17 protein-coding genes and 1 pseudogene are annotated in these 26,323 nt (G+C 64.6%); 6 read left to right on the top strand and 12 right to left on the bottom strand.

The annotated features are described in order from the left end of the window. Together ACN0TK_RS17685 and ACN0TK_RS17690 are read right to left on the bottom strand one after the other, a co-directional pair. Positions 1-3,304, bottom strand: a 3,304-nt coding sequence (locus ACN0TK_RS17685) for an AsmA-like C-terminal region-containing protein (RefSeq protein WP_417310863.1), incomplete at its 3' end; no start/stop codon positions are given. Positions 3,305-3,518: 214 nt separating this feature from the next. Then, a complete protein-coding gene (locus ACN0TK_RS17690) occupies positions 3,519-5,684 on the bottom strand; it encodes an esterase-like activity of phytase family protein (RefSeq protein WP_417310864.1) in 2,166 nt (721 codons plus the stop codon). A 171-nt stretch (positions 5,685-5,855) separates the two neighbouring features. On the opposite strand from ACN0TK_RS17690, the gene ACN0TK_RS17695 reads away from it, so the two are divergent. Then, a complete protein-coding gene (locus ACN0TK_RS17695) occupies positions 5,856-8,192 on the top strand; it encodes an ATP-dependent helicase (protein WP_417310865.1) in 2,337 nt (778 codons plus the stop codon). Positions 8,193-8,281: 89 nt separating this feature from the next. Here the strand turns inward: ACN0TK_RS17695 and ACN0TK_RS17700 are convergent, their stop codons facing one another. Further along, entirely contained in the window at positions 8,282-9,184 is a 903-nt protein-coding gene (locus ACN0TK_RS17700; protein WP_417310880.1) for a DMT family transporter, read from the bottom strand. A 199-nt stretch (positions 9,185-9,383) separates the two neighbouring features. Between ACN0TK_RS17700 and cls the strand changes: the two genes are divergently transcribed. The 3 genes from cls (at position 9,384) to ACN0TK_RS17715 (ending at position 12,469) form a co-directional block, all read left to right on the top strand. Then, positions 9,384-10,823, top strand: a complete 1,440-nt coding sequence (gene cls / locus ACN0TK_RS17705; RefSeq protein WP_417310866.1) for a cardiolipin synthase — start codon at positions 9,384-9,386, stop codon at positions 10,821-10,823. 5 nt (positions 10,824-10,828) lie between these two features. After that, entirely contained in the window at positions 10,829-11,527 is a 699-nt protein-coding gene (locus tag ACN0TK_RS17710; protein WP_417310867.1) for an endonuclease/exonuclease/phosphatase family protein, read from the top strand. 72 nt (positions 11,528-11,599) lie between these two features. Next, positions 11,600-12,469 (top strand): 50S ribosomal protein L11 methyltransferase, encoded by an 870-nt coding sequence (locus ACN0TK_RS17715; protein WP_417310868.1) that lies wholly within the window; start codon positions 11,600-11,602, stop codon positions 12,467-12,469. Positions 12,470-12,533: 64 nt separating this feature from the next. On the opposite strand, the gene ACN0TK_RS17720 is transcribed toward ACN0TK_RS17715, so the two are convergent. After that, on the bottom strand, positions 12,534-12,668 hold the full coding sequence (locus tag ACN0TK_RS17720; protein WP_417310869.1) for a hypothetical protein: 135 nt from the start codon (positions 12,666-12,668) through the stop codon (positions 12,534-12,536). Between the two features lie 276 nt (positions 12,669-12,944). Between ACN0TK_RS17720 and ACN0TK_RS17725 the strand changes: the two genes are divergently transcribed. Next, positions 12,945-14,777 (top strand): aminopeptidase P family protein, encoded by a 1,833-nt coding sequence (locus ACN0TK_RS17725; RefSeq protein ID WP_417310870.1) that lies wholly within the window; start codon positions 12,945-12,947, stop codon positions 14,775-14,777. Positions 14,778-14,866: 89 nt separating this feature from the next. Next, on the top strand, positions 14,867-15,586 hold the full coding sequence (locus ACN0TK_RS17730; protein WP_417310871.1) for a hypothetical protein: 720 nt from the start codon (positions 14,867-14,869) through the stop codon (positions 15,584-15,586). A 29-nt stretch (positions 15,587-15,615) separates the two neighbouring features. Here ACN0TK_RS17730 and ACN0TK_RS17735 read toward each other — a convergent pair whose 3' ends face one another. From ACN0TK_RS17735 to ACN0TK_RS17770, 8 genes and pseudogenes are all read right to left on the bottom strand, one after another. Next, positions 15,616-17,607 (bottom strand): DEAD/DEAH box helicase, encoded by a 1,992-nt coding sequence (locus ACN0TK_RS17735; protein WP_417310872.1) that lies wholly within the window; start codon positions 17,605-17,607, stop codon positions 15,616-15,618. 150 nt (positions 17,608-17,757) lie between these two features. Beyond that, a complete protein-coding gene (locus ACN0TK_RS17740) occupies positions 17,758-18,249 on the bottom strand; it encodes a hypothetical protein (protein WP_417310873.1) in 492 nt (163 codons plus the stop codon). A 113-nt stretch (positions 18,250-18,362) separates the two neighbouring features. Further along, positions 18,363-19,625, bottom strand: a complete 1,263-nt coding sequence (locus tag ACN0TK_RS17745) for a hypothetical protein (protein ID WP_417310874.1) — start codon at positions 19,623-19,625, stop codon at positions 18,363-18,365. Positions 19,626-19,646: 21 nt separating this feature from the next. Then, positions 19,647-22,100 carry an NAD-dependent DNA ligase LigA gene (gene ligA, locus ACN0TK_RS17750; RefSeq protein WP_417310875.1) on the bottom strand — a complete coding sequence of 818 codons (2,454 nt, stop codon included), beginning with the start codon at positions 22,098-22,100 and terminating at the stop codon, positions 19,647-19,649. Then, positions 22,097-23,767 (bottom strand): DNA repair protein RecN, encoded by a 1,671-nt coding sequence (recN, locus tag ACN0TK_RS17755; RefSeq protein WP_417310876.1) that lies wholly within the window; start codon positions 23,765-23,767, stop codon positions 22,097-22,099. Before recN ends, ligA begins: the two co-directional genes overlap by 4 nt. Before the next feature lie 90 nt (positions 23,768-23,857). Then, a complete protein-coding gene (locus tag ACN0TK_RS17760) occupies positions 23,858-24,697 on the bottom strand; it encodes an outer membrane protein assembly factor BamD (protein ID WP_417310877.1) in 840 nt (279 codons plus the stop codon). Positions 24,698-24,778: 81 nt separating this feature from the next. Next, a complete protein-coding gene (gene lpxC, locus ACN0TK_RS17765; RefSeq protein ID WP_417310879.1) occupies positions 24,779-25,735 on the bottom strand; it encodes a UDP-3-O-acyl-N-acetylglucosamine deacetylase in 957 nt (318 codons plus the stop codon). Between the two features lie 104 nt (positions 25,736-25,839). Continuing rightward, a pseudogene (locus tag ACN0TK_RS17770) lies at positions 25,840-26,323 on the bottom strand (cell division protein FtsZ); the annotation flags it as partial.

Consider the following 26,323-nt stretch of genomic DNA (forward strand, 5'->3'; position numbering starts at 1 on the left):
TGATGGCATCGACAAGCCGCGTGACGTCGAAGTCGAGTTCTGGCGCGAACAGGGTTCCGCCAAGCCGCGCCGTCACCTCGCCCGAAGCGGATCCTGAACTGGCGGTTGGCGTCAGCACATAGCTGCCGCCCAAGCCCAGATCATCGAGTCGCAATTGCCCATTGCCGAACAGCCGTCCGTCCTGACCGGCAATCGCCAGGTTCGGGCTGCGCAACACCCCGCCGGCAATGGTGAAGCCGCCGGTCGCACTGGCGCCGGTGAAATCGGCATCATCGAGCCGGTCGACGATGGCACTGCTCACCTCGGCGGGCTGCAACTCGACCAGGTCATCCCGTTCGTTCAGCGCCACGATGGCCGTGGGGTCGATCCGCGCGATCTCGAAACCGCTGACGTCGAACGTGCCCTCGCCAGTCAGCGCATCGAACACCGCGGCGATGCTGCCGCCAGTCCCGTCGAAGCGGACCGAGGCATCAAGGGTCCCGTCGAGCGAGTCTGCGGCAGGCGCCGGCAGGATATCGTCGAGCAGCACGCCGGCCATGGTGGCGCGGCCCGTGACCTGTTTGTCGGACAGCGTGCCGGCGCAGCAAAGGCTCAGATCGAGCGTCACCTTGCCCTGACCCAGCTCCGCCGAAAAGGCGCGAAGCCGGTTTGTCGTCTGATCCCAGTCGAGATCGAAGCTTGCTGCGCTGAGTTCGGCAGGCCCGGCGGAAAGCGTTGGCGTGGTGACCCGAATCCGGCCTGTGCTGTTGCGCGCCGACTGGCCGAGCGCCAGCGGTCCGTCCGGCCAGACCCCATCACCCGGGACCAGCGCGGCCGGCCCGGCAAGCGTTGCGATGAGCCCGGTGAGATCCATGCTTTCGGCGTCCAGTGCGCCGGTGACCCGCGGCGTACCGCTGACGGCGTCGAGGGCCAGATTGCCGGTGAACGGCACGTCGCCGGAGCTGCCCTTGATGCCGCTCAACCGCACCGACTGCATGCCGTCGGCAAAGCTGATGCTCGCCGTGCCACTGATGGCCGGCGGGGTCAGCCCCTCGAGCCCCAGATGCGCCACCAGAGCGGCAGGTTCGGTAAGCTCGACCTTGAGGTTGCCGCGCCCCGAATTGGCCTCGCGGCCGCTGACGACGAAGTCGCCGGCAAAGCCCAGCGAGTCCGCGCCGCCCTCGAGCAGAACCGTGGCCGTGAAGCTGCTGGCGATATCACCCTCGATCTCTCCGATCAGATGCAGCGGCACCTCGCCGCCAGCGAGCGGCAGTTCCGGCAGACCCAGTTGCGCCATCATCGCCGATTGGTTGCCCGACTTCACATCGAACTTCACGCCCAGATGGCCGTTCAGCGCGCGCAGGAAGCCCGCCTCGAGTTCGGCATCGGCTTCGACGTCGGACGTGCCGAGCCGGCCCGACAGCGCCAGTGTCTGCGCGCCGGTGCCGGTCGGAGCGGCGAGGCGTAGCGCGATATCGGCCGGCAGCGAGCGTCGCGCGAAATCGGCAAAATCATCGGGCGCACCGAGCAGGCCGAAGAACCGGTCAATGGCGGGGGCGTCGGGCGCATCGATGGTGAGGGTCGCGGTCCCAGAAAGCTCGGGGGTTTCGAGCGAACCGAAGGCCGTGAACTGTGCCTTGAACCCTGCCCCGCCGAAATCACCAGCCGACAACTCGTCGACGACGACCACGCCGCCGTCCCAGGAGCCGTTCGCGGTCAGCGCCCGTGCCGGCAGATCCTCGAGCGTGATCTGGTCGGCATAAATCTCGAACCGCCCTGCCGGGAAACTTGCTGCAAAGCGTCCGTCACCCGGCTCGGGCAGTAGCGCGAACAGCGCAGCGCTCTGGCCGTCATCCATACTGCCCAGATCAGCGGAAAAGTGGATGTCGCGGATCGTGCCGAAACCGACCTGCGCGGAAAAGCTGCGGCCGAGGCCGTCGATCATGAGGCTGCCATCGCTCAGCGACAGGGTTTCGCCGACGAGATCGACCCGCGCCGCGATCTGTCCCGGCATGCCGAACAGCGGGTTGCCCACAGGCGGCTTGCGCCACAGCGTCGACAGCACATCGAGCCGCTCGGACTTCACGGCGAGTTGCCCCGAAAATTCCGGATGATCGCCGACACGCATCACCTCGCCGCGCAGCGTGACGGTGGTGTCGCCGGGCAATTGCCCTTCGAAACGGGTGATGGTCCAGCCGCCCTGATGCGCTCGCGCATCGAGCCGCACATCGCGCAGCGACACGGCGCGAAGGTCAAGTTCTGCAATATCGACGCCGATCGTCCCCGGCAGCCCGGGCGCCGCCGGCAGCGGCAGTTCGCGCAGCAGCCGGATCAGCTCGTAGGGCTCGACCGTCTGCTCCGCCGTGGCATCGCGGGGTGGCAGCGCCAGCAGCCCGCCCGAAATCACCGCGTTGAATCGCTGCGCCGCGCCCAGCGTGATTTCGGCGGCGCCCTGCAGCCGCGTCGCGGCCCGGTTCTCGTCGGGCGTGACGATATAGTCGGTAAGAACGACACGCTCTGAATCGGCGCGGATCTGCGCCGTCATCACCAGATCGCCGCGACCGATGTCGTCTGCCGCACCGTCATCCCCCGATGGCGGCGCCTGTCGATAGGTAACGGCACCGGCAAATACCGGATGCGACGCGGTTTCCAGCGCGCCTTCGACCGACAGCGAAAATCCCTCGTCGATTGGACGCAGGGACGCCGAAAGTGTCGTGACCCCATCCGCATCCACCGCGCCGGAACTGATGCGCACGCCATACTCGGCGCCGTCGACCATGCCGCGGCCCTGGAACGAGAACGGCCCGCGCAGCGCTTCAAGCCGCACATCGCCGGATATCGCATCGGCGACAAGCGTCTCGTCGCTGCGCTGATCCTCGACACGCAAAGTCCCGTCCCGAATCTGCGCGTCGGCCACGAAGACATTTTGCGCACTGACCCGCTCGGGCGGCGCGACGCCGGCCTCGACTGCGCCGGTCTCGGTCACCCGAACGAAAAACGCCGGCTGCGCCAGTTCCAGCCGGGTGATGACATAACGATCGCGGATGAAATCAATGAGCGAGAAATCCGCCTCGACCGCCGCGACCTGCAGGTTCGGTGCATCGACCGGCCCGGCGCTGACATCGGTCAGCTTGAGCTGCGGCTGCGGCAGCAGGCTGAACTCGATCTCGCCACCGATGCGCACGTCGGTGCCCAGCACCTCGCCGGCAATCGCCTCCATCCGGTCGCGGTAGTCGGACCAGGGAATGAATGACGGCACGACGAATGCTGCTGCCAATGCGAGAATGGCCAGCACGCCGATGATGATATAGAGCCGGTTCAGCACGGGGTTTGAAGAATCTCCGCGTTCTCAGACCAGTCTAGGCAAAAGCTCAACAGCCGTCACGCGATGCATGGGAGACCCATGCACGCAGCGGGGGATATGTGGCGCGTTAGATACGCCGTCTGCCCGGCTGGCGTGCGCGCTAACGAATGGAGCCGGCCCCGAAGGACCGGCCCCAGCCGCACAAGCAGGCGGCTATTCGCGATGGACCCGACGATCAGTCGAGGGTGCCGATCGAAAAGAGATGCGTCTCGCCCGAGCTGTCGTCGACCCCGTCATTGTCGGTGATGACATAGCCGGTGCCGTCCGCATCGATGGCGAGGCTCTCAACCTTGTCGAGCACATAGCCATTGTAGGCCTGGAGATCGGGCAGCAGGTCTCTAACCTCTTCCTTGCTCACCACCGGCAGGTCGCCGCCGATTTCGGCGCCGGTGAGGTCGGCGACGGGCACGCGGTAGATCTTCTTGACCACGGCCTTGCCACCGAGCTGGTTGTCGCGCTCGATGAGATACACATGGTCGCCATGCGCGGTGATCTCGCTCAGCCCGACCCAGGCGCCTTCCGGCTTCTCATCGAGCGGATAGCGCACGGCGCTCCAGCTCTTGTCGGCCGTGTTGTAGCCGACGAGCTTCACCTGCCCCTTGGGGTCGTCCTTCCATTCGCGCTGGATCGCCACCCACAGCGTGTCACCGACCATGGTGATGCCCTCGGAACCGAAGCGAAGCTCGCTGGCCAGCAGCGCCTCGGGGAAGGCCACTTCCTGCTGGATTTCGCCGTCTGCATCGACATGGAACAGCGCATGCGGCGTCAGCCGGTCGGTGCGGCCTTCCGATGCCAGCCAGAAGCCACCCTCGCCATCCAGCGTGATCCCTTCGAGATCGAGCTTCTGCGCCGTGGCACCGTCGCGGGTGATGATGGTCTTGGCCGTGATGCGGGCCGGCGTGGCCGTGGCATCAATGGTGTAGATGGCCGGTGCCGCGCCGAGGAAGCTGTCGCTGACGGCATAGAGCTTGCCGGGCACCTCGGCGTGCGCAACGGCGCCGGAGAGGGCCGCCCAGCCGATCGGATGACCGTCGGCATCGAGATCGGAGATGATCTGTGGGAAGACGGCGTCGCCTTCGGCCCGCTCATAGATCATCACATGCGAGCCGACACCGCCTTCGGAGCGCAGGTCCGCTTCGTTCGCCGTAACGAACAGGTTACGCGACGGGATCGCCACCGAACCCTCCGGAGCAATGCCGGACGGCAGGGTCTGCAGATGCTCGGGCGCTGCGCCGGGGCCATTGTCCTTGTATACTGCAACCAGCGATGCGCGTTCCTCGGAAACGAAGATCAGCGTGTCGTCGCCGTAGGTCGCGGCCTCGAGGCCTTCGGGCTCGACACCCTTGGCGTCAGAGCGCTTATCCGGATAGTGGCCGAGGCGCGCGGCATCGACATCCAGCGCATTGCCGGAGTCGAATTCCAGCGTGCCGTCCTTGTTGAAGATCGAAAAGCTGCGCGAGCCGCCGTTCCAGTCGCCTTCGTTGGCGACGGCGAAACGGTTGTCGTCGATCCACTTGATCGCATCGGGTTCGCGCAAGCGGCCCGGCTGGCTGTCGGTAAAGGCGATTTCGCCATTGTCCTGGGTGTCGATCCCCTCGAGATCGACCGTGCCGGCGGAGAAGTGGTTGATCACCTCGCCGGTCGTGCCGTTGATGACGACGATCTCGTTGTTTTCCTGCAGCGTCACCGCGACCTCGTCGAGGCCGTTGATCGTCACGTACTCGACTTCGGCATCGTCCCCGGCAATCTCGGCCAGACCGTCGAGATCGACCCTGGTGACGCTGTCGGCGGTCGGCGCCCCATCGGCGAGCGAAACGAGAACGACATAGCCCGACGGCATCTGCGGCAGGCCGCCATCACCGGCATCTTCGTCGCGCTCGTTCTCGATGGCGATGGCGAGCAGCGTGCCGGCGACGTTGCGGGCGATGGAATCGGGTTGGCCACCGAGATCAATCGCGCTCTCGATTTCCTTGCTGGCAAGGTCAATGACCAGCAGCTGCCCCGACGGATTGGTGTAGCCCTCGGAGGTGTTGATCGCCGCATAGACTTTGTCGCCGATCACGGTGACCGAGGTCGGCTCGCCGTCGAGCACCGTGTAGCCGGCCGGCTTGGGTGCAGCAGGGTCAGTGATGTCCACATAGCCGATGCCGCCGCCGGGGCTGTCGGAGTAGACCACCATCATGCCGTCGTCAGTGGCGGCGATGATTTCCGACGAGGTCTCTTCGGCCTCGCTGTGGTTCTGCGCGACGGCAAAACTGGCGATGCGGTTGAAGACCGGCGCGGCATTTGCCGTGCTGACGAGCAGACCGGCCGTGAGAGCCAGCAGAATGGACTTGCGCATTGAATCGCCCCCTTGGTGTGTATCTTTGCCTGGGCGGTTCGCTTAGGCAGCGCGGGCGACGCAGCCATGACACTTTGGTGACGCCTGTGTGACAATGGCCGCCCCGCATATACTTCGCGGCCTGGCGTCCCTATATTCACATGAGAACGAAACAGGATTCGTCTGCCCCTCATGCCAGCTGCTCCCCAGCGCCCTGAACGGCCTACTGCCGGGCCGATCACCAGCCAGTTTGGCCGCCGCCCGCCCGATTATCTCGCTGGCCTCAACGAGGAGCAGCGCGACGCCGTGCTGTCGACCGACGGTCCGCTGCTGGTTCTGGCCGGCGCCGGCACCGGCAAGACCCGCGTGCTGACGACCCGCATCGCCCATATCCTCACCACCAAGCAGGCTTGGCCTTCGGAAATCCTGTCGGTGACCTTCACCAACAAGGCGGCCCGCGAAATGAAGGAGCGGATCGGCCATCTGGTGGGCTCCGGCATCGAGGGCATGCCTTGGCTCGGCACCTTCCACTCGATCGGCGCGCGGATTCTACGCCGCCACGCTGAGTTGGTCGGGCTGCGCTCCGATTTCACCATTCTCGATACCGACGACCAGATCCGCGTCAGCAAGCAATTGCTGGCCGCCGCCAATATCGACGAGAAGCGCTGGCCCCCGAAACAGTTCGCCGCCATGCTCGATGGCTGGAAGAATCGTGGCGTGCTGCCCGGCAAGGTCACCCAGTCGGAGTCGGGCCACTTCGCCAATGGCAAGGCGCACGATCTCTACCAGCAGTATCAGGACCGCCTGCAGGCGCTGAACGCCGCCGATTTCGGCGACCTGCTGTTGCTGTGCATCAAGATCTTCCGCGACCACCCGGACGTGCTGGCCGAGTACCACCGCCGTTTCAAATACATGCTGGTCGACGAATATCAGGATTCGAACACGGCCCAGTACATGTGGCTGCGGCTGCTGGCCCAGGGCAAGCCGGCCTCCGAGGCCAATATCTGCGTCGTCGGTGATGACGACCAGTCGATCTATGGCTGGCGCGGCGCCGAGGTCGACAACATCCTGCGCTTCGAAAAGGACTTTCCTGGCGCCAAGGTGGTGCGGCTGGAGCGCAACTACCGCTCGACCTCGAACATCCTCGCTGCCGCGAGCCATCTGATCGCGCACAACGAAGACCGCCTCGGCAAGACCCTGCAGACCGATGTCGGCGAGACCGGCGAGATGGTCTCGGTCACCTCGGTGTGGGATTCCGAAGAGGAAGCCCGCCAGGTCGGCGAAGAGATCGAGCAGCTGCAGCGCCAGGGCGAAGCGCTCAATTCCATGGCGATCCTGGTGCGCGCCAGCCATCAGATGCGTGAGTTCGAAGAGCGCTTCATCACGCTCGGGCTCAGCTATCGCGTGATCGGCGGCCCGCGCTTTTATGAGCGCAAGGAAATCCGCGACGCCCTTGCCTATCTGCGGCTGGTCAGCAATCCGAACGACGACCTCGCCTTCGAGCGCATCGTCAACGTACCCAAGCGCGGTATCGGCGACACGACGTTCAAGACCCTATTCGACGCGGCGCGGCACCAGGGGGACTCGCTGGTCACCACGGTGCGGGTGCTCGCGGAAACCGAAGAACTGAAGCCCCGCCAGCGCGCCACCCTGCGCGATCTCGTCCATCAGTTTGACGACTGGGCTGAACGCAGCCGCAAGATCAGCCACACAGAACTGGCGCAGCAGGTGCTGGACGAGTCCGGCTATACCGAGATGTGGCAGAACGACAAATCGCCGGATTCGCCGGGCCGGCTCGAGAACCTCAAGGAGCTGGTGCGCTCCATGGAGGGGTTCGAGAACCTCGGCGGCTTCCTCGAGCACGTCTCGCTGGTGATGGAGCGCGATACCGGCGAAGCCGATGACGCGGTCTCGATCATGACCATGCACTCGGCCAAGGGGCTGGAGTTCAACACCGTGTTTCTGCCCGGCTGGGAAGAAGGGGTATTTCCCAGCCAGCGCACGATGGACGAGAGCGGCCGCGCCGGTCTCGAAGAGGAACGCCGCCTCGCTTATGTTGCGCTGACCCGCGCCCGCAAGCGCCTGAAGGTGCTGCTGGCGCAGAACCGGCGCATCCACGGACTGTGGCAGTCGGCCCTGCCCTCGCGCTTCCTCGATGAACTGCCGCCCGAGGTCGTCGAGGTCAACGACACCGGCTCGTCCTATGGCGGCTATGGCTATGGCGGGCGCGCCAGCAACCGCTTCGACACCTCCGACCCTTTCGACTCGCTCTATGAGACGCCCGGCTGGCAGCGCGCCCGCGCCCAGCAGAGCCAGCGCCGCTCCGCGGGCCCGATGACCATCGATGGCGAACTGGTGGCGCGCTCTGTCGACGACGGCCGCGGCTCGCCCTATGCGCTGGGCGAGCGGGTCTTCCACCTGAAGTTCGGCTATGGCGCCATCGAGCAGATCGAGGGCAACAAGCTGACAGTCGAGTTCGAAAAAGCCGGCAGGAAGAAAGTGCTCGAAAGCTTCGTGCAGAAGACCTGAGCGCAAACGGATTCGCAATCAACCGGTTACGAATTCCGACTGCAGTTCTCGCAGAAGGTTAAGTGGGTCAATGCGATAGGCGCTATCACCTATTGCGTCGCCACTTCCTTCTGCTTGCGTCGCTCCAACCCCAGCTGGCGTTCGCGCAGGATGATGAAGATGCCGGCGCCGACCAGAATGGCGCCGCCGACCAGTGTCGGCACGGTCGGGATGTCCGCGAAGAACACATAGCCCACGATGATCGAAAAGATCAGCGAGGTGTATTCGAACGGCGCCACCAGCGACACATCGGCATGGCGAAAGCTCTCGGTGAGCAGGATCTGCCCGATGCCGCCGGCAATGCCCGCTCCGATCAGCATCGCCAGTTGCGCCGGCGTCGGCGCCACCCAGCCGAACGGGATGGTAAGCAGCGCCATCAGCGAACAGCCGATGGAGAAATAGAGCACGATCGTCGCCGAGCGTTCGGTCTGCAGCAGCGAGCGCACCGTCAGCATGGCGGACGCGGCGAACACGCAGCCGGCCAGCGCCACGATGGCGCCCAGTGCCGTCTCGTCCATGCCGCCCGAGGCAAAGACTGTCAGCCGCGGCCAGACGATGATGCTCACGCCGATCAGCCCGGCAAATACCGCGCTCCAGCGATAGAGCCGCACCTTCTCACTGAGAAAAAGCGCCCCGAAGACGACGATCAGCAGCGGGGTGGTGTAGTTGATGGAAATCGCTTCGGGCAGCGGCAGCTTGGTCAGCGCATAAAACCCGCACCCCATGCCGCCGACCCCGATCAGACTGCGCCCCACATGCGCCAGCGGCCGCCTGGTCTTGAACCCGTCGACCAGTTCGCGCCTGTAGGCGAGAAACAGCACGATCGGCAGGATGGCGAACACCGAGCGGAAAAACGCCAACTGCCCCGGCGGGATGTTCTCCGTGGCCTTGAGCAGGCTCGACATCAGCAGCATCACCGTCACGGACGCGACTTTCAGGCCGATCCCCAGCATGGGGTTGCTGGGCGAATCGACAGGCTGGCTCGGAGGCGGCGACACGGGCAGAGTTCCGGGAAGGAGAGGCAAGGTGAGACATTGTGTCTAGCACTGGAGCCCATTGGGCCGAAACCCCGTTATGCCCCGTGCATATCGTTGGACCGGCACGCCAAGTGACGTAACGTGCCGCCCGACAGGAAGTCAGGATGCTGCTTGTATGACCTCAACGCTGATCGCGATCGCCGAAGCCATCCCCTGGATCGCGGCACTGCTTTTCGCCAACTATGTTCTCGCCGCAGTCTGTGCCATCCGCGAAGTCATCGCCTCTCGCACGGCGCAGGGCTCAATCGCCTGGCTGCTGTCGCTGGCCTTTCTGCCCTTCCCCACGGCGCTGATCTATCTGGTCTTCGGCTGGAAGCACTTTGACAGCTACGCCAACACCAGGCTCGAGGTGCGCCATGCGCGGTTGTTACGCAGCGAGGAGCTGGCCGTCATCGATCGCGACACCGGCCGCGAATGGCCGGTGCTGGTGCGCGCCGCCAGCATGCCGTTCACCGACGGTAATCAGATGGACCTGCTGATCAATGGTGAGGCGACCTTCGATTCGCTCCTTGCCGGCATCGCCGAGGCGAGAAGTTCGATCTTCGTGCAGTTCTATATCATCCATGACGACGAGATCGGCCGACGCTTCGCCGATGCGCTGATCGAGCGGGCCAAGGCTGGCGTCGATGTTTTTCTGCTTTACGACGATGTCGGCAGCAACGACCTGCCAAAAGCTTACAAGGATCGCCTGCAGGACGCCGGCATTCAGGTTTTCAGCTTCAACCAACGCCACCGCTCGCTGCGTCTGTTCGGCCCCATGCGGATCAACTATCGCAATCATCGCAAGAACGTCGTGGTCGATGGCCGCGTGGCCTGGACCGGTGGGCTCAACGTCGGCGACGAGTATCTCGGCAAGTCGGAACGCTTCGGCAAATGGCGGGACACTCATGTCCGCATCGAGGGGCCTGCGGTGTCGGCGCTCTCGCTGGTATTCCAGGAGGACTGGCTGTGGGCGACCGGCGAGACGCTGGGCATTGAAACGCCCAGCCCGGTCGAGACCCCCGGCGAAAGTTCGGTGCTCGTCATGGCGACCGGCCCGGCCGACAAGGTGGAAGCCTGCGCCATCGCCTATTCCGACATCATTCACGAGGCGCGCGAGCGGCTGTGGGTGGTGAGCCCCTATTTCGTGCCCGACACCGACATGCGCACCGCGCTCTATGCCGCTGCGATGCGCGGCGTCGACGTGCGCATCATGCTGCCCGAAAAGCCCGATCATCTGATGGTCTGGCTGGCGAGCAACGCCCATGCTGACGCCATGGTGCTGCACAATATTTCGGTCTATCGCTACACGGCGGGCTTCCTGCACCAAAAGGTGCTGCTGATGGACGACAGGATCGTCTCTGTGGGCAGCGTCAACTTCGACAACCGCTCCTTCGCAATCAATTTCGAGATGACCGCCTGGACCCCCGATCCCAAGATGGTGGGTGAGGTGGAGGCCATGCTGGTCGAAGACTTCAAGGATTGCCGCAAGGTCACCCGCGACGAAGTCAACGACCGCGGGCACATCGAGCGTTTCATCCCCCAGGCCGCCCGGCTTCTGTCCCCAATCCTCTGAGTTCCATGATCAAATTCGCCTCCTACAATATCCGCAAGAGCCTCGGAACCGATCGTCGCCGCCAGCCCGAGCGGATCATGAAGATCCTCGGCGAGATCGAAGCCGATGTTATCGCCTTGCAGGAGGTCGACCTGAGGTTCGGCAAGCGCACCACGACCCTGTCACCCGAACTGATCGTCGATCACACCGACTATTTCCCGGTGCGCTACGGCATCCGTCAGGAAAGCCTTGGCTGGCACGGCAACGCCATCCTGGTACGCAAGGGCATCGCGGTGCTCGACCAGCGCCGCATCGATCTGCCGAGCTTCGAGCCGCGCGGCGCCGTGCTCGCAGATCTCGAAGTTGAGGGCAAGCTGGTGCGCGTCGTCGGCATGCATCTGGGGCTGATCGGCAATTGGCGGTTGAAACAGGCCCGCGCCGTTGTCGGCTATCTCGAAGAACTGGAAGGCAATGTGCCTACCGTCATCATGGGCGATCTCAACCAGTGGAACCGCGACGGCGGTTGCCTTGCCCAGTTCGCGACCCATCATCAGGTGATTGCGCCGGGCCCGAGCTTTCATTCGCGCCGTCCCATGCTGCAACTCGACCGCATCATCACCAGCCGCGAATTCAAGCTCGAGGCGACCGGCGTCCATCGCAGTGCCCTGTCACGCATGGGCTCGGACCACCTGCCCGTCTGGGCGCAACTGTCGCTGCCCGCTTAACCCCTTGCGCGACCGGCAGTTGACGGCGGGCCGCTCCGATGCGCAAACAGCGCACAGACAAGGACCGCCAGCATGACCCTCTCCCAGCTTTCCGTGCCGCTCACCAAGGATCAGGCCTATGCCCTGGTCGACGCCGTGATGGAGCGCGACGACATCGCCATCACCGCCTCGGCCCATGAGGATGCCGACACCGGCGAATGGGTGTTCGAGGCGACCTGCATGGAAGAGCCTGATGTGGACGCCTTCAACGAAGTCGCGCGGGCCACGCTGGGCGGCGATGTCGGATTTACCGTCGAGACCATCGACCCGGAAGTGAACTGGGTCGCCAAATCGCTGGAAGGCCTCAAGCCGGTGCGCGCCGGCGGCTTCTACGTCCATGGCAGCCATGGCGACAGCAAGCCCCCCGCCGGCATGACCGCCATCCGCATCGACGCCGCGCAGGCCTTCGGCACGGGTCATCACGAAACCACCACCGGCTGCCTCGAAGCCATCGACCGGGCGCTCAAGCAGCGCCGCTTCGGCGCCATGCTGGATGTCGGCACCGGCACCGGCGTCCTGGCCATCGCGCTCGCCATGCGCACCCGCCAGCCGGTCATGGCCACCGATATCGATCCGATCGCTGTTGAAACGACGGTCGAGAATGCCCGCGACAATGGTGTGGGCCGCTATGTCATCGGGCTCGAAGCCACAGGGCTTTCACATCCGCAGATCACCGCTGGCGGCCCCTATGACCTGATCGTCGCCAACATCCTGGCATTGCCCCTGGTGGCGCTGGCACCGGCGATGCGCCGGGCCGCTGCCCCGGGCGCCATGATCATCCTGTCGGGCATTCTGAACACCCAGTCCTCGCGGGTCATTTCGGCTTATGCCCGGGCCGGCATGGTGCTGCGCCGCAAGCTGATCAAGAAGGAATGGTCGACCCTGGTGCTCGAGCGGCGCTAGAAACGCAAAACGCCCGGCTCAACACCGGGCGTTCACATGGCTTTCGTCGACGCGTGTCGAGAAATCAGTTGGGGCGCTTGGTCAGCGCGCCGAGCAACAGGTGCTGGCGGTGATGTGCGCCGGTCCGCGCCACTTCGCGACCGCGCGCTTCAATCACCGAGCCTAGTGCCTTGCGGAATGTGTTTTCGTTCTCGGGCATCTGCCGAAGTCCTCTAGAATCTGTCCTGCCTTGCAGCACGCTATCTAGATAAGCAGAACCGTCGGGTTCGGTAAGGTGAGATTGCGAAGAGCAGCCATGCCGAAATGGCAGGGCCAGCTAACGGAACATGAATCAGCGGCTGCCGATTCCCCCTGCCCCCGGTCGCGAAGTTCAGTGCAACCCGAGCGCTGCCTGGGGACGCATCCGGCTATTCTGGTCTTGCGCCGCCTCTGATAGGGTCCGCCGCGCAACCTGAAGCACTTTTGAAGTGAGCCTATGACCGACACCCCAGCCTTCGCCCCCACCGTGTTCCAGACCTTCGACGTGCGCACCGACCCGCGCATGGTGGCGCCGCGCCTTGCCGCGCTGCGTGCCGAAATGACGGCAGCCGGGCTCGACGGCTTTCTGGTGCCGCGCACCGATGCGCATCGCGGCGAGTCGGTGCCCGATAGCGAGGCGCGCCTTGCCTATATGACCGGCTTCACCGGCTCGGCCGGCCTCGCAGTGATCGGCCGCGACAAGGCGGCGCTGTTCATCGATGGCCGCTATACGCTGCAGGCGCCGAGCCAGACCGATACCACGCTGGTCGACGTCATCGAGACCTCCCAGGGTGGCGTCCCCGACCAGATAGCCGATTTCGTGCCCGAAGGCGGCAAGCTCGGTTTCGACCCCTGGCTGCATACCCCGAGCGAAGTCGAACAGCTCAGGACCAAGTTCGGTGACCGGCTGACACTTGTCGCGGTGAGCGGCAATCTCGTCGACACCATCTGGTCCGACCGCCCGCAGCCGCCCGCGACCCAGATCGAGTTTCTCGGCAACAACCGCGCCGGACGCACCGCCGCCGAAAAGCTCGCAGATCTGCGCGCAACCCTGAGCGCGGCCAAGGCCGATGCCCTGGTGCTGACGGTGCCGGAATCGATCAACTGGCTGTTCAACATGCGCGGCCGCGATGTGCCAAACGTACCGGTCGTGTTGTGCTTTGCGCTGGTCCCCACCGACGGCACGGCGGTTGTCTATCTCACCGCCGAGCGCATCACCGATGATATCCGCAAGGCGCTCGACGGCGTGGCCGAGATCCGCGACACCGGCGCAATGATAGGCGATCTGCGTCGCCTCGGTGCTGCCGACGCCCGCGTCATGGTCGATCCCGCTAGCGTGCCGCAGGCAGTGGCCACCGCCATCGAAGGTGTCAGCGAGGGTACGCTGATCAAGAAGCGCGACCCGGTGGTCGACGCGAAAGCCAAAAAGAACGACGCCGAACTCTCGGGCATGCGCGAGGCGCACCGGCTCGACGGCATCGCGCTGGCCAAGTTCCTGCACTGGTTCGACACTGAAGCGCCCAAGGGCGGGTTGGACGAGATCGGCATCGTCACCGCGCTCGAAGCCCTCCGCCGCGAGGAGGAAACGCTCGTCGACATCAGTTTCGAGACCATCTCCGGCGCCGGCGCCAATGGCGCCATCGTCCACTACCGGGTCGACGAGAACAGCAACCGCGGCCTGCAGCCCGGCGAATTGATGCTGGTCGATTCCGGCGCACAATATCTCGCAGGCACGACGGACATCACCCGTACGCTATTTACCGGCAGCGCCACGGCTGAGATGAAGGACCGCTTCACCCGTGTGCTCAAGGGCATGATCGCCCTCACCATGGCGCGCTACCCCAAAGGCACCACCGGCGCGCAGCTCGACGTCCTGGCGCGCCAGTTCCTCTGGCAGGATGGCGTCACCTATAGTCACGGCACCGGCCATGGCGTCGGCGCCTTCCTCGGCGTGCATGAGGGTCCGGCGGGCTTCGCGCCGCGCTATACCCTGCCGATCGAGGCGGGCATGATAATTTCCAACGAGCCGGGCTACTACAAGGCCGGCGAATACGGCATCCGCATCGAAAATCTCGTGCATATCACCGAGAGCGCCGACTACCCCGGCTATCTCGAGCACGAGACGCTGACCTTGGCCCCAATCGACCTGCGGCTAATCGATGAGACGCTGCTGACGGGCGCAGAACGCGACTGGCTGAACGCCTTCCACGCGCGGGTTTATGACGAGATCGGACCCTCGCTCACCGGCGCGGTCAAGGACTGGCTGCAACAGTCAACGCGCGCCATCTGATCGGCGGCAATGCCTGAAGCGACTACGTAATCGCAGTCGCTAGCGGGCACCCGTTCTCGGAGCTAGGCAGGGTCAAGGAGACCCTGCCTGTGCTCAAACGTGCCGTACCGGATAAAGCTCTGTTTGCGATAGCCTTTGTCGGCCGGCAAGGCGCCAGCTACCTGCAGGCGATGCTTGATTCGCATCCCGACGCCGTGTGCCAGGGCGAGCTGTTCGCACCCTCTGCAGGCCGCCCGGGCTATCTGCGCGACACCGATACGGCTTTCGAACAGACTTCCCACAAGAACATCGAGCTCTATCTCAGCCAGCACGTGCAGCCCAAGGGCACCCGGGCCTCTGGCTTCAAGCTGCCCCTGGTGGCGCTGCAGCACTATCCGCACTTGCTCGAGACGGCGCGGGCGGAGCGCTATCGCATCATCCAGCTCAGCCGCGAGAACCTCGTCGATCAGTACATCTCGCTGAAGCTCGCGACGATCAACGGCGCATGGCGCTCGGATGCCGGCAGCTATCGCGTGCGGCGCTTTCGCATCGAGCCGGCCGAAATGACCACGCAGCTGCTGCGCTGGACCGAACAGAACCTGAAACTCGCCCAGGCCATCGATGGCATTCCGTCGATCCACCTGACCTATGAGGATCTGCTGACCGGCAGCGGCATCCTGCAGGCCATGGCCTTCCTCGGCCTGCCGGCGGCAAGCCTGACGAGCCGCTTTCAGCGCCAGCGACAGGGCCGGCAGCGCGACATCATCGAGAATTTCGATCAGGTGAAGTACGCGTTCCGCGGCACGGCCTGGGAGCGGCATTTCGATTGATGCCGCCCCGCGAACCCGTCGCCTGAAGTCTAGTCCTGAGCGGGCTTGGCCTTGCCCTTATACTTCGGCTTGCCCTTGTCCTTGCCGGCAAACAGGCTCTTGCCAGCCGGCTTGGACGCGGTCCGCGGCTTGTCGCCCGGCCCACCCTTGTAGGCGGGCTTACCGCCCGGCTTCATCGGATCATAGGCAGGCTTGCCACCCGGCTTGAAGCCGCCCTTGGCTCGAGGCTTGAAATCGCCCTTGCCGCCGGGCTTGAAATCACCCTTCGACCGCGGCTTGAAATCACCGGCCGGCTTGCTGCGGGCCGGCCGCGGCGCACCCGACGGCGCGCCATCGGCGCGGGTGATGTAGATGCCCTTTTCGACACTGCCCGGCTGGCTCATGTGCGCGGCGAAATCGCCCGCCATATCCGCGGAAATCTCGAACCGGGTCTCGGTATCCTCGATACGGATTGAACCGACATCGCGCTTGGTGACACCGCCGGCCTTGCAGATCATCGGCAGCAGCCACTTCGGGTCGGCCCGCTGCTTGCGCCCCACAGACACCGTGAACCACACGCCATCGACCATGTCGGGACCGCGCGGCGGACGCACGAACCCGTCGCGATGCGCGCCACCGGCTGCCGGCTTGTCGAACTCACGCTCGCGCCGCGGCTTCTTGCCCAGCGCCGCCGACTTGAGATCGATCGGCGTGATTTCCTCGGGCACCGGACGCGTAGCGAGCTGCCCGCGCACCAGCGCCACGGCCAGTTGTTCGGGTGTCAGCTCATTGACGAGAGCCGAGATGAACTCGGCCTCGACCTCGGTCGGCGGTTTTTCCGCCAGCGCGGCTTCGCGAATCTGGTCGCGGTAACGCGCCTCGATCTCGAGGATGTCGGGCGCCTGGCGCAGGGTAGCGCTGAGATTGGCGAGCGACAGCACGCGATTGGCGGCGCCGCGACGGTGCTCGGGGACGACCAGCACGCAGATGCCCTTGCGCCCGGCGCGACCGGTGCGGCCCGAGCGATGCAGCAGCGTTGCCGGATTGCTCGGCAGATCGGCGTGGATCACCAGATCCAGATTGGGCAGATCGATGCCACGCGCCGCCACGTCGGTCGCGACGCAGACATGCGCCCGCCCGTCGCGCATCGCCTGCAGCGCGCTGGTGCGCTCGGATTGTGCGAGTTCGCCCGACAGCGCCACGACCGAAAAGCCGCGATTGGCCAGCCGTGCGGTGAGATGCCGGACGGCTTCGCGCGTGTGGCAGAACACCAGTGCACTGCGGCTGTCGGAGCCGAGCAGCGTGTTGATGATCGCGTGCTCGCGCTCGTCGCGCTTCACCAGCATCAGCTGATATTCGATGTCGGCATGCGGCTCGCGCAGCGCCCCGGCGGTGATCCGCTGGGCATCGCGCTGGAAGGTGCTGGCCAGCTCGGCGATCGCCTTGGGCACCGTCGCCGAAAACAGCAGCGTACGGCGGCTCTCGGGCGCGGCATCGAGGATGAACTCGAGATCTTCGCGGAAACCCAGATCGAGCATCTCGTCGGCTTCGTCGAGCACCACGGCGCGCAGGCCGCCCAGATCCAGGGCACGGCGGGTGATGTGATCGCGCAGCCGTCCGGGCGTGCCGACAACGATATGCACGCCACGCTCCAGCACCCGGCGCTCGTCGCGCGCATCCATGCCGCCGACACAGGTGGCGATGCGGACGCCGGCGGGAGCATAGAGCCACTCGAGCTCGCGCTGCACCTGCATGGCGAGTTCACGGGTCGGGGCGATGATCAGACCAAGCGGCAGCGCGGCAGCGCCAAACGCCGGTTCGTCACCAAGCAGCGTCTGCGCGATTGCGAGGCCAAAGGCCACGGTCTTGCCCGAGCCGGTCTGCGCCGAAACCAGCAGGTCGGCTTCGTCGCGTTCGTCTTCGAGCACGGCCAGCTGCACCGGCGTCAGCTGGGCATAGCCATGCGCCTCGAGCGCCTCGGCCAGAGCAGGATGAATGGATGCCGGCAAAGCTGCCGGCGCGTCTTCGGATTGGGGGGTCATGTAAACGGGAAACCTTGTGAAGACGCCGCATACCAGCTTAGGGGGGCATCCGACAACCGCGTGTCGGCACGACGGACACCAGAACCTTGCGATTTGGCGCCGTTTTCAGCCCGTCAGCACAAAACGGCGTTGCGGGGCGTCCGACCCCGCTCAGTTCACGCTGAACGGATCATACTGCAACAGCCAGCTGAGCAGCCAGTTCTCGCCCTGCCCCATCGCCGCGATGTCATCGATCTTCCACCCGTCCGCCTCACGCACGGCCGAGATCGCCAGCAGGCTGGTGTGATCGAAATTGTGGAAGGTCACGGGCACCATGGCCTTCTCACCGGTAACAATTGGCTCACCGATATTGAGGTCGAGCAGCAGCGCATTGTCCCCTTCGATGAACGGATTGAAGTCCAGCATCGACGGTGCATTCGGGTCGAGCGGCGCGCCGTCCGGCGACGCGGTGTGGCGCTCGAGATTGCCGGCCAGCAAGCCGCGCAGATGGCTCGAATAGAACTGCTCGACACCTTCGGTGTGACGTTGCCCCGCCTGATAAGGCGCATAGATCGCTTCGATCAGCGCCTTGGGATCATCATAGGCCGCGGCCGGGCCCGCCAGCCCCAGGGTGAACAGCACAATGGCAATGAAAGACCGCATCTGAAAATCCCGGTTCGTCGCAAAGTCATAGCCTAGCAACGGCACCGGGCAGCTTGTGGGCCGCAACGCGACAGGAATGCGGCAATGGCGCGCCACCCTGGGAGAGTTCAGAGTCAGTTGAACCAGATCGCGTAGGGAAACAGCGCGTCGCCAAACACATCATTGGCCGGCGCAAAATCATCCGCGTCGGCGATGGGGCCATCGCGCAGATAGGCCAGAGCGTCGAATCCTGACAGCAACATCACCAGATCGGTCTCCGATGCCGTCTCGAAATAGGCTTTGAGATCGACACCCTGCTTGAAACGCCAGTGTGGCAGCAGCAATGCGCCATCGAGCACCTTGTCGACCGAGTCCAGCGTTTGCAGCCAGGCTTCGAAATGCGCCTGCGTGACGACGGCCTCGGGGAATAGCGGCGTCTGTCGCGGGCTCGGCAGCAATTCGCGCGTATCATCGGTTTCTTCCAGGATGGCGGCCCAGTTGGCCCGGCTGTATCCCGTCACCGCCTTGAGCCGGGTCCGCACCCCGGCCAGCCGCGCCGCGTCGACCACCGGCCAGTCGAGCGTATGCAGCCCCGCGATCATGTCCGCAATGGCAGGCGCGGTATTGGCGTCGAGAAAATCCTCCGGCTCGGATGGCTCCGGACTTGTGACGAAATCCTGCATCGGCAAGCCGGCGCGCGGAAAGACACGATGCAGGTAGGCGTTGAAAAAGCTCGAGAAATCATGCGCCAGCACGAAGTCCACCGGGCTCGCAACAACCTGCGAATAGCCCGCGAGCCAGAAGGCATCGGCACGATCGAACCCGATGACGAAATCCGGCGCACCAGCGGCAGCAGGTGGGTTGGCGCTGTCGCCGAACAGTGTCCAGAACAATGGCGCCAGCGTTTCGCCGGTCGCGATCTCGCCATTGCCGTCAAGATCGAACGGCACCTGCAGCGGATCAAGCCGCAGCACATAATCGCCATCGGCACCGGCCTGTTCGAAACGGTCGCGCGCCGCGTCGAGACCCGTGACGAAACCATTCAGAATATCCCGCAACTCAGCGTAGCTGAGAGGTTCTGGTGTCGGATTTGCCGGTACGGGTTCCGTGAGACCATCGCTGAACCCCAGCAGCATGGCCGCGCCACTCGTCCCCGGCACGACGGCACCATGACGGTAAACGCCCTGCGCCAGTCCTTCGTAGGCACCAATCAGTTCCGCCAGCCCAGCGCCAAAACAGGCCTCGGCATCGTCGGCATCACATTGATTGCCCAGTGCCGCGCTCTGCGACGTCAACGTGCCCTCATAGGCAGCACTGCGAATTGCTTCGCCGGTGCCGCTGGCCAGCGCCGGCCCCGCCAGACTTGCCAGCCCCGCCGCCATCGCAAGTAACCGCATCTGTTCGCCTCCCAATAGCACCTAGCGGCCGACAAGCGTGAACCAGTCGTCCTCGCTTATGACATCCACGCCGAGCTCTTCGGCCTTCTTCAGTTTGGAGCCCGCGCCGGGTCCGGCGACCAGAATGTCGGTCTGACTGGACACCGAGCCTGCGACCTTGGCACCCAACTGCTCGGCCATGGACTTGGCCTCCGACCGTGTCATCCGTTCAAGCGACCCGGTGAACACCACCGTCTTGCCGGCAACCGCGCTGTCCTGGGCCACTGGCGCCGCTTCGGGTGTGACGCTGAGATGCGAGACGAGACGGTCGATCGAACTGCGCTCGGCACTTTGCGCGAAGGCGGCGACCAGCGCGACGCCGACGATGGCACCAATACCGTCGATGCCGATCAGGTCATCCCACGCGGCGCGCGACTCTTGGGGCACCGCCGGTTCAGCGACCCAGGTCGCATCGCGCACTCGGGTGATCTGTGCGCGCCTGCCCGCGTCCGCGGCCTCTCGGCGTTCAGCCGCTATGGCAGCCTCCGCAGCGAGGTGACGCTCCATGGCAGGATAAGCCGCATCCATCGCCGCCGTCAGCCGCACCCACTCACCGTAGTGCTTGGCGAGATCGGCAGAGACGACCTCCCCGACATGCCGGATGCCCAGCGCAAACAGCAGCCGGCGAAAAGCGATGGTTCGGCGCTCATCGATGGCGCTGAACAGTCTGCCGGCCGAGGTTCCGCCCCAACCCTTGAGCTTGGCGAGCGGCAGCTGGCCCAGCTTCCGGATCGCCTCAGCTATCTGTGCCGGCGCGCGTCCCTCGGGCACGACGCCCGCTGTTTCCAGCATCTCGTACAGCTCGTCGAGCGTCGTCGCCGCGCCGTCCTCGTCGTCCGTCAGATACTGCAGGACGGCCTCGGGATCACGGACGAGCCGCTCTCCCGAGGAGTCGCGATCTGTCAGCGTAAAAATGTCGGCGGGCTCCGCCATCCAGCACATGGCATAGAAGAACTCGACCTGCTTGGCCCCAAGCCCGTCGATGTCGACGGCGGCACGGGAAACGAAATGGCGAAGCTTTTCGACCGCCTGGGCCGGGCAGATCAGTCCGCCCGTGCAGCGGCGGACGCTGTCCCCCTCCTCACGAACCGCCTCTGAACGGCATTCCGGGCAGAGCGTCGGGAACGCGTAGGGCACCGCCGTATCGGGGCGCTTGCTCAGATCGACATCGGCCACCTTGGGGATGACGTCGCCCGCCCGATAGACCTGCACCCAGTCGCCGATACGGATGTCCTTGCCGTCACGGATGGTGTCCCCACGGCTGTCGCGGCCGGCGATGTAATCCTCGTTGTGCAGCGTCGCATTGGACACGACGACGCCGCCCACTGTCACCGGCATCAACCGCGCGACGGGGCTGAGCGCGCCGGTACGGCCCACCTGGATATCGATGGCTTCGAGCCGGGTCCAGGCCAGCTCGGCCGGAAACTTGTGGGCGATCGCCCAGCGCGGCGCCCGCGCCACGAAGCCCCAGCGCTGCTGCAGATCCAGCCGGTTGAGCTTATAGACCACACCGTCGATATCGTAGCCGAGGCTCGCACGCTGGCTTTCGATCTTGCGGTACTGGTCGAGCAGCCCTTTTGCGCTCTCGGCGCGGATCATGAGCGGATTGGTCTTGAACCCCCACGACTTGAACTTTTCGACCATCTCCCACTGCGTTTCGGCCGGCGGCATGGGGTTGCCATCGGCGTCCTCGGCCACGCCCCAGGCATAGGCGAAAAAGTTCAGCTTGCGGCTGGCGGTGATCTCGGAATTCTTCTGGCGCAGGGAGCCGGCAGCGGTATTGCGCGGATTGACGAAGTCCTGTCCGCCGAACCTGGCCGAATGATCCTTGAGCCGCTGAAACTCGGCATGGCTCATGTAGACTTCGCCGCGCACCTCGATGACGGCGGGCCAGCCCGAGCCTTCCAGCTGCTTGGGGATGTCATCGATGGTTTTTAGGTTCGCGGTGATGTCCTCACCCACGACGCCATCGCCGCGCGTCGCCCCGCGCACGAAAACGCCATCCTCATAGCGTAGCGAGGCCGACAGCCCGTCGATCTTCGGCTCGGCAACGAAATCGAGCATGAATTCGGGGTCACGCAGCGAGTCGGGCATGAAGAACTTTTTCGCCCGCGCGACAAAATCGCTGACCTCTTCGTCTTCAAAGGCATTGCCGAGGCTGAGCATCGGCACGCCATGCTGCACCTTGGCAAAGCCCTCTGCCGGCGCCGCGCCGACCTTCGTGCTCAGGCTGTCCGGCTGGCCGAGCTGCGGGAACGCGGCTTCGATCTCTAGGTAGCGCTTTTTGGCCGCGTCATATGCGGCGTCAGTGATCTCGGGTGCGTCGTTCTGGTGGTAGGCGATGTCGGCCTTGCTGAGCACCTCGTGCAGCCGTTCGAGCTCGCCGCGCGCCGCATCCTCCGTCAGATCCTCGACCTTGCTCTCAGACGCGCTCACAATATCTCCGAAATCAGCTTGCCCGCTGCCGCACGAGCCTCGTCCGTCACCGTGGCGCCGGCCAGCATGCGGGCCACCTCTTCCTGCCGCGCCGCGCCATCGAGCTGACGGACATGGGTGCGCATGAATGCGCCCTCCTCGACCGCCTGTTTCTCGATCAGCAGATGGCTCTGCGCCCGGGCCGCCACCTGCGGCGCATGGGTCACCGACAGCACCTGCACCTTGTGCGACAGCTGCCCTAGGCGCCGCCCGATGGCATCAGCCACCGCGCCGCCGACCCCGGTATCGATTTCGTCGAAGATCAGCACCGGCACAGAGCCGCGATCGGCCAGCACCACCTTGAGCGCCAGCAGGAACCGGCTGAGTTCACCGCCCGAAGCCACCTTGAGCAGTGGCCCCGGCTGGGTGCCCGGATTGGTCTGCACCAGAAAGGCGATCTGATCGTAGCCGCTGGCCGCGACACGCGTGGCGTCGACCTGCTGGTCAACAATGAAGCGCGCCGAACCGAGCTTGAGATCGGGCAGTTCGCCCTCGACGGCAGCGCTGAGCGCCTTGGCCGCCTTCGTGCGCGCCGCGCTGAGCTGTTCTGCGCGCTTGGTGTAGGTCGCACGGGCCTTTGCGGCCGTCTCTTCAAGCGCCTTGAGATTGGTCTCGCCGCTGGCCAGCATCTCGAGATCCGCCCGGTACTTTTCCAACACCTCACCCAACCCGTCGGCGGTGGTCTGATGCTTGCGCGCCAGGGCGCGCAGCGCAAACAGCCGCTCCTCGGTGGCATTCAGCTCGCCGGGGTCGAAAGCCATCTCGCGCTTCAGGTCTTCCAGCGCATCGGACACCGCATCGAGCGACACGAGCGCGGCGTCCAGCGCGTCGACTGTTGGCTGGAAGACGTCTGCACCGCCCTCGGCCTTGCGCAGCATGCGGCGCATCAGCCCGGCGAGCGCGGCGGAGGGCGCTGAAGGGCCGTTGAGGACATCGTCCGCATCGCGCACTTCCTCGGCGGCCTTTTCGAGACTCATCAGATGCTGGCGCCGCTCGGCGAGATCGTTCTCCTCGCCGGCGACGGGCGCAAAGGCATCGAGCTCCTCGACCACGTGACGCGCATATTCCTCGCGCGCCGTCGCCTCGGCGATGATGGCGCGTTGCTCGGCAACCGCCGCATCGGCCTCGACCAGATCGTGATGCGCGGCCCGCACCGCAGCGACCATCGGCTCGTGCCCGCCGAACGCATCGAGCGAGGCCCGGTGAGTCGCGACATCGATCAGCGCACGATCGTCATGCTGGCCGTGAATCTCGACAATCAGCCGCCCTATCGTCTGCAGCAGCCCCGCCGACACCGGCTGGTCGTTGATGAAGGCCCGCGTGCGGCCATCGGCAAACTGCACGCGGCGCAGAATCACATCGGCATCGTCGGCAATGGCATTGTCGCGCAACGCGACACGCGCCGGATGATCCTCGGGCAATTGCAGAACCGCGACCACCTGGCCGTTCTCGGCCCCGGTACGCACCAGCGATGCATCGCCCCTGCCCCCCAGCGCCAGCGTCAGCGCATCGAGCAGGATCGACTTGCCCGCACCGGTCTCGCCGGTGAGGACAGTCAGGCCCTCGTCCAGCGCGAGGTCGAGCTGGTCGATGAGAACAATGTTGCGAACGGAAAGCGCGCTGAGCATTTCCCGGAATATCCCTGTTCAGCCGAAGCCGTGTGCAGCAGGGCGGAAACTAAGCCAGCAAGAACAAACAAGCAACGCGTTCGTTTGCTGTCAGCTCCGCTTGAGGCTGGCGAGCGGGCTGCTGGCGTTGATCGAAGGGTTCAACCCCTCCTTCTGCAGCAGTTCGAACGCCCGCTTGTACCAGTCGCTCGCCGGATAGTTATGGCCAAGAACCGCAGCCGCTGTCTGGGCTTCGGAATTGAGCCCAAGAGCGAGATTGGCCTCGGTGAGTCGATAGAGCGCTTCCTCGATATGGGTCGAGGTCTGATACTTCTCGGCCACGGTGCGGAAACGGTTGATCGCCGCAGCATACTGGCCATTGCCGAGATAATAGCGGCCAACCGACATTTCCTTGCCCGCCAGCTGATCGACGCCGATCACCAGCTTCTCGCGGGCGTCATTGGCATATTTGCTCTTGGGGTAATTGGCGATGATCAGGTTGTAGGTGTCGATCGCTTCGCGCGAAATCTGCTGGTCGCGCGTGGTGTCCTTGATCTGCCCGAAGTAGGAATTCCCCTTGAGGTAGAGAACGTAAGGGACTTCCTTCGAGCTCGGATAGAGCGCGATATAGCGGTCAGCAGCAAGAATCGTCTCGGGGAACTGCCCGATCCGGTAATGTGCATAGACCGTCATCAGCTTGGCCTTCTCGTTGAAATCGGAGAAGGGATGCTGGCGCTCCAGCTTTTCGAGCGTCTCGATGGCGCCACGGTAGCGGTTGCCATCCATGTCGTCGAGCGCTTCCTGATAGAGCTGCGCCGCCGGCACGATCGGCTCTTCCTTGATCTTGGGCGAACTGAAAAAGCCGCAGCCGGCGAGAACCAGCACGACACCGGCCACACCCGCAAAACGCAGCACCTTGCCGCCAACACCGAAAAGCCGATTGATCGTCACGATCGCCCCGTCCCTGTACGCCCCACCTCAACTGGCAGGCGGGGTACTTTCAAAAAAGATCAAAACTGTGGCGGGTAGTGCTTAGCCCACAGACCGCAGATACGGCTGAGCGTCCATGCCCTGAGGCGTGTCGTCCAGCGCGTCGAACGTATCGGGCAGATTGTCCGCTGTCACGATCTCATAATTCGCCTCGGAGGCGAAAAGTCCGTGAAGAACCAGCGCATTCAGCGCATGGCCACCCTTGTAGGAACGGAACCGGCCATAGATCGGCAGCCCGCACAGCGCCAGATCGCCGATGGCGTCCAGAAGTTTGTGGCGCACGAACTCGTCTTCGTAGCGCAATCCACCCGGATTGAGGATGCCCTCGTCGTTGACCGCGATGGAGTTGTCCATCGAAGAGCCCAGCGCGTAGCCGGCCTGACGCAGAATCTTGGCGTCGCGTACGAAACCGAAGGTACGGGCCCGGCTGACGTCGTCATAATACTTGCGCGGCGACCAATCGAAGATCATCCGCTGGCGGCCGATCACCTTGCTGTCAAAATCAATCTCGAGATCCAGCGAGCGGCCCGCGTAAGGCTCGAGCGCGGCTGACGCCTCGTTATTGCGCACCAGCACCTGACGCATGATTTTGATGAAGCGGCGCGAGGCCGGCTGAATCTGCAGGCCCGTCTCCATGATGGCCTCGACGAACGGCCAGGAGCTGCCATCGAGAATCGGACATTCCGACCCGCTGAGCACCAGATGCGCATTGTCGACCCCAAGGCCGGACAGGGCCGAGATCACGTGCTCGACGGTCGCCACAGAGACGCTGTCGCCCAGATCAATCGTGGTGCACAGCGTGGTGCGGGTCACACGGGAGAAATGCACGGGCACCGGGCCGACCTTGCGGCGCTCATCGATCATCCGGGTGACGGTATACCCGGTGTCGGGCGCGGCGGGCTCAATGATCAGGGTGACGGGACTGCCCGTATGCACACCGATGCCGTTGAATTCGACAGCTTCCGCTACCGTCCGTTGCCGCGCCGCAAGTTTGTGCATCCTGATGGACCTCACACTCGTAAAAAGTCGCAGAACTCATAGACAAATAAATCCCGACGCGGAAGCCGCGCCGGGACATCTATCTATCAGCAGGTTCACGTATTTCAGCCGTGCTTGCGCAGGAAGGCCGGAATTTCGATGTGTTCTTTCTGAGCAGGCTGCGCAGGCGCCCGACCGTGTGGGTCGAGATTACCGCGCGCACCCTCCGAAGCCCCGGAATTGCGGGAGTTTCTGGACGGACCAGCCTCGATTGCACTGCGCGCATCGGCGTCATCCACGCTCGGCTCGACGTCCGATTCGGGGCGTTCCTGCTCGTTCTGGCGCAGGTTCAGACCGACATTTGAGGCCAGACGCTTGAACAGTGCGCGGGCATTCCGCGGCTCGCCGTCCTGCTTTTCTTGCTCGGGGAGTGACCGCCTTACAACAGGCGGCAGCTCCTCAGTACGTGGCATCCTGCGTCCACCCTCGGGACGTTCTGCGCTCGACGGCACATAAACGCTCGGCATCGGCGTTTCGATCAGCCGCGGCGCCTCTTCCAGCTGCCCGTGATTCGCGGTCGGGATGTAAGGCTCGACGGTCACACCGTCG

Source organism: Devosia sp. (assembly GCF_048261455.1).
Taxonomy (GTDB): Bacteria; Pseudomonadota; Alphaproteobacteria; order Rhizobiales; family Devosiaceae; genus Devosia_A.

What these genes read in the sequence shown, in the direction of transcription:
- ACN0TK_RS17745 (WP_417310874.1), bottom strand. Translation starts at nt 19,625, where the DNA reads ATGCGGTTACTTGCGATGGCGGCGGGGCTGGCAAGTCTGGCGGGGCCG.
- lpxC (WP_417310879.1), bottom strand. Translation starts at nt 25,735, where the DNA reads ATGCACAAACTTGCGGCGCGGCAACGGACGGTAGCGGAAGCTGTCGAA.
- ACN0TK_RS17735 (WP_417310872.1), bottom strand. Translation starts at nt 17,607, where the DNA reads ATGACCCCCCAATCCGAAGACGCGCCGGCAGCTTTGCCGGCATCCATT.
- ACN0TK_RS17720 (WP_417310869.1), bottom strand. Translation starts at nt 12,668, where the DNA reads ATGCCCGAGAACGAAAACACATTCCGCAAGGCACTAGGCTCGGTGATT.
- recN (WP_417310876.1), bottom strand. Translation starts at nt 23,767, where the DNA reads ATGCTCAGCGCGCTTTCCGTTCGCAACATTGTTCTCATCGACCAGCTC.
- cls (WP_417310866.1), top strand. Translation starts at nt 9,384, where the DNA reads ATGACCTCAACGCTGATCGCGATCGCCGAAGCCATCCCCTGGATCGCG.
- ACN0TK_RS17690 (WP_417310864.1), bottom strand. Translation starts at nt 5,684, where the DNA reads ATGCGCAAGTCCATTCTGCTGGCTCTCACGGCCGGTCTGCTCGTCAGC.
- ACN0TK_RS17710 (WP_417310867.1), top strand. Translation starts at nt 10,829, where the DNA reads ATGATCAAATTCGCCTCCTACAATATCCGCAAGAGCCTCGGAACCGAT.
- ACN0TK_RS17725 (WP_417310870.1), top strand. Translation starts at nt 12,945, where the DNA reads ATGACCGACACCCCAGCCTTCGCCCCCACCGTGTTCCAGACCTTCGAC.
- ACN0TK_RS17695 (WP_417310865.1), top strand. Translation starts at nt 5,856, where the DNA reads ATGCCAGCTGCTCCCCAGCGCCCTGAACGGCCTACTGCCGGGCCGATC.
- ACN0TK_RS17715 (WP_417310868.1), top strand. Translation starts at nt 11,600, where the DNA reads ATGACCCTCTCCCAGCTTTCCGTGCCGCTCACCAAGGATCAGGCCTAT.
- ACN0TK_RS17740 (WP_417310873.1), bottom strand. Translation starts at nt 18,249, where the DNA reads ATGCGGTCTTTCATTGCCATTGTGCTGTTCACCCTGGGGCTGGCGGGC.
- ACN0TK_RS17700 (WP_417310880.1), bottom strand. Translation starts at nt 9,184, where the DNA reads ATGCTGGGGATCGGCCTGAAAGTCGCGTCCGTGACGGTGATGCTGCTG.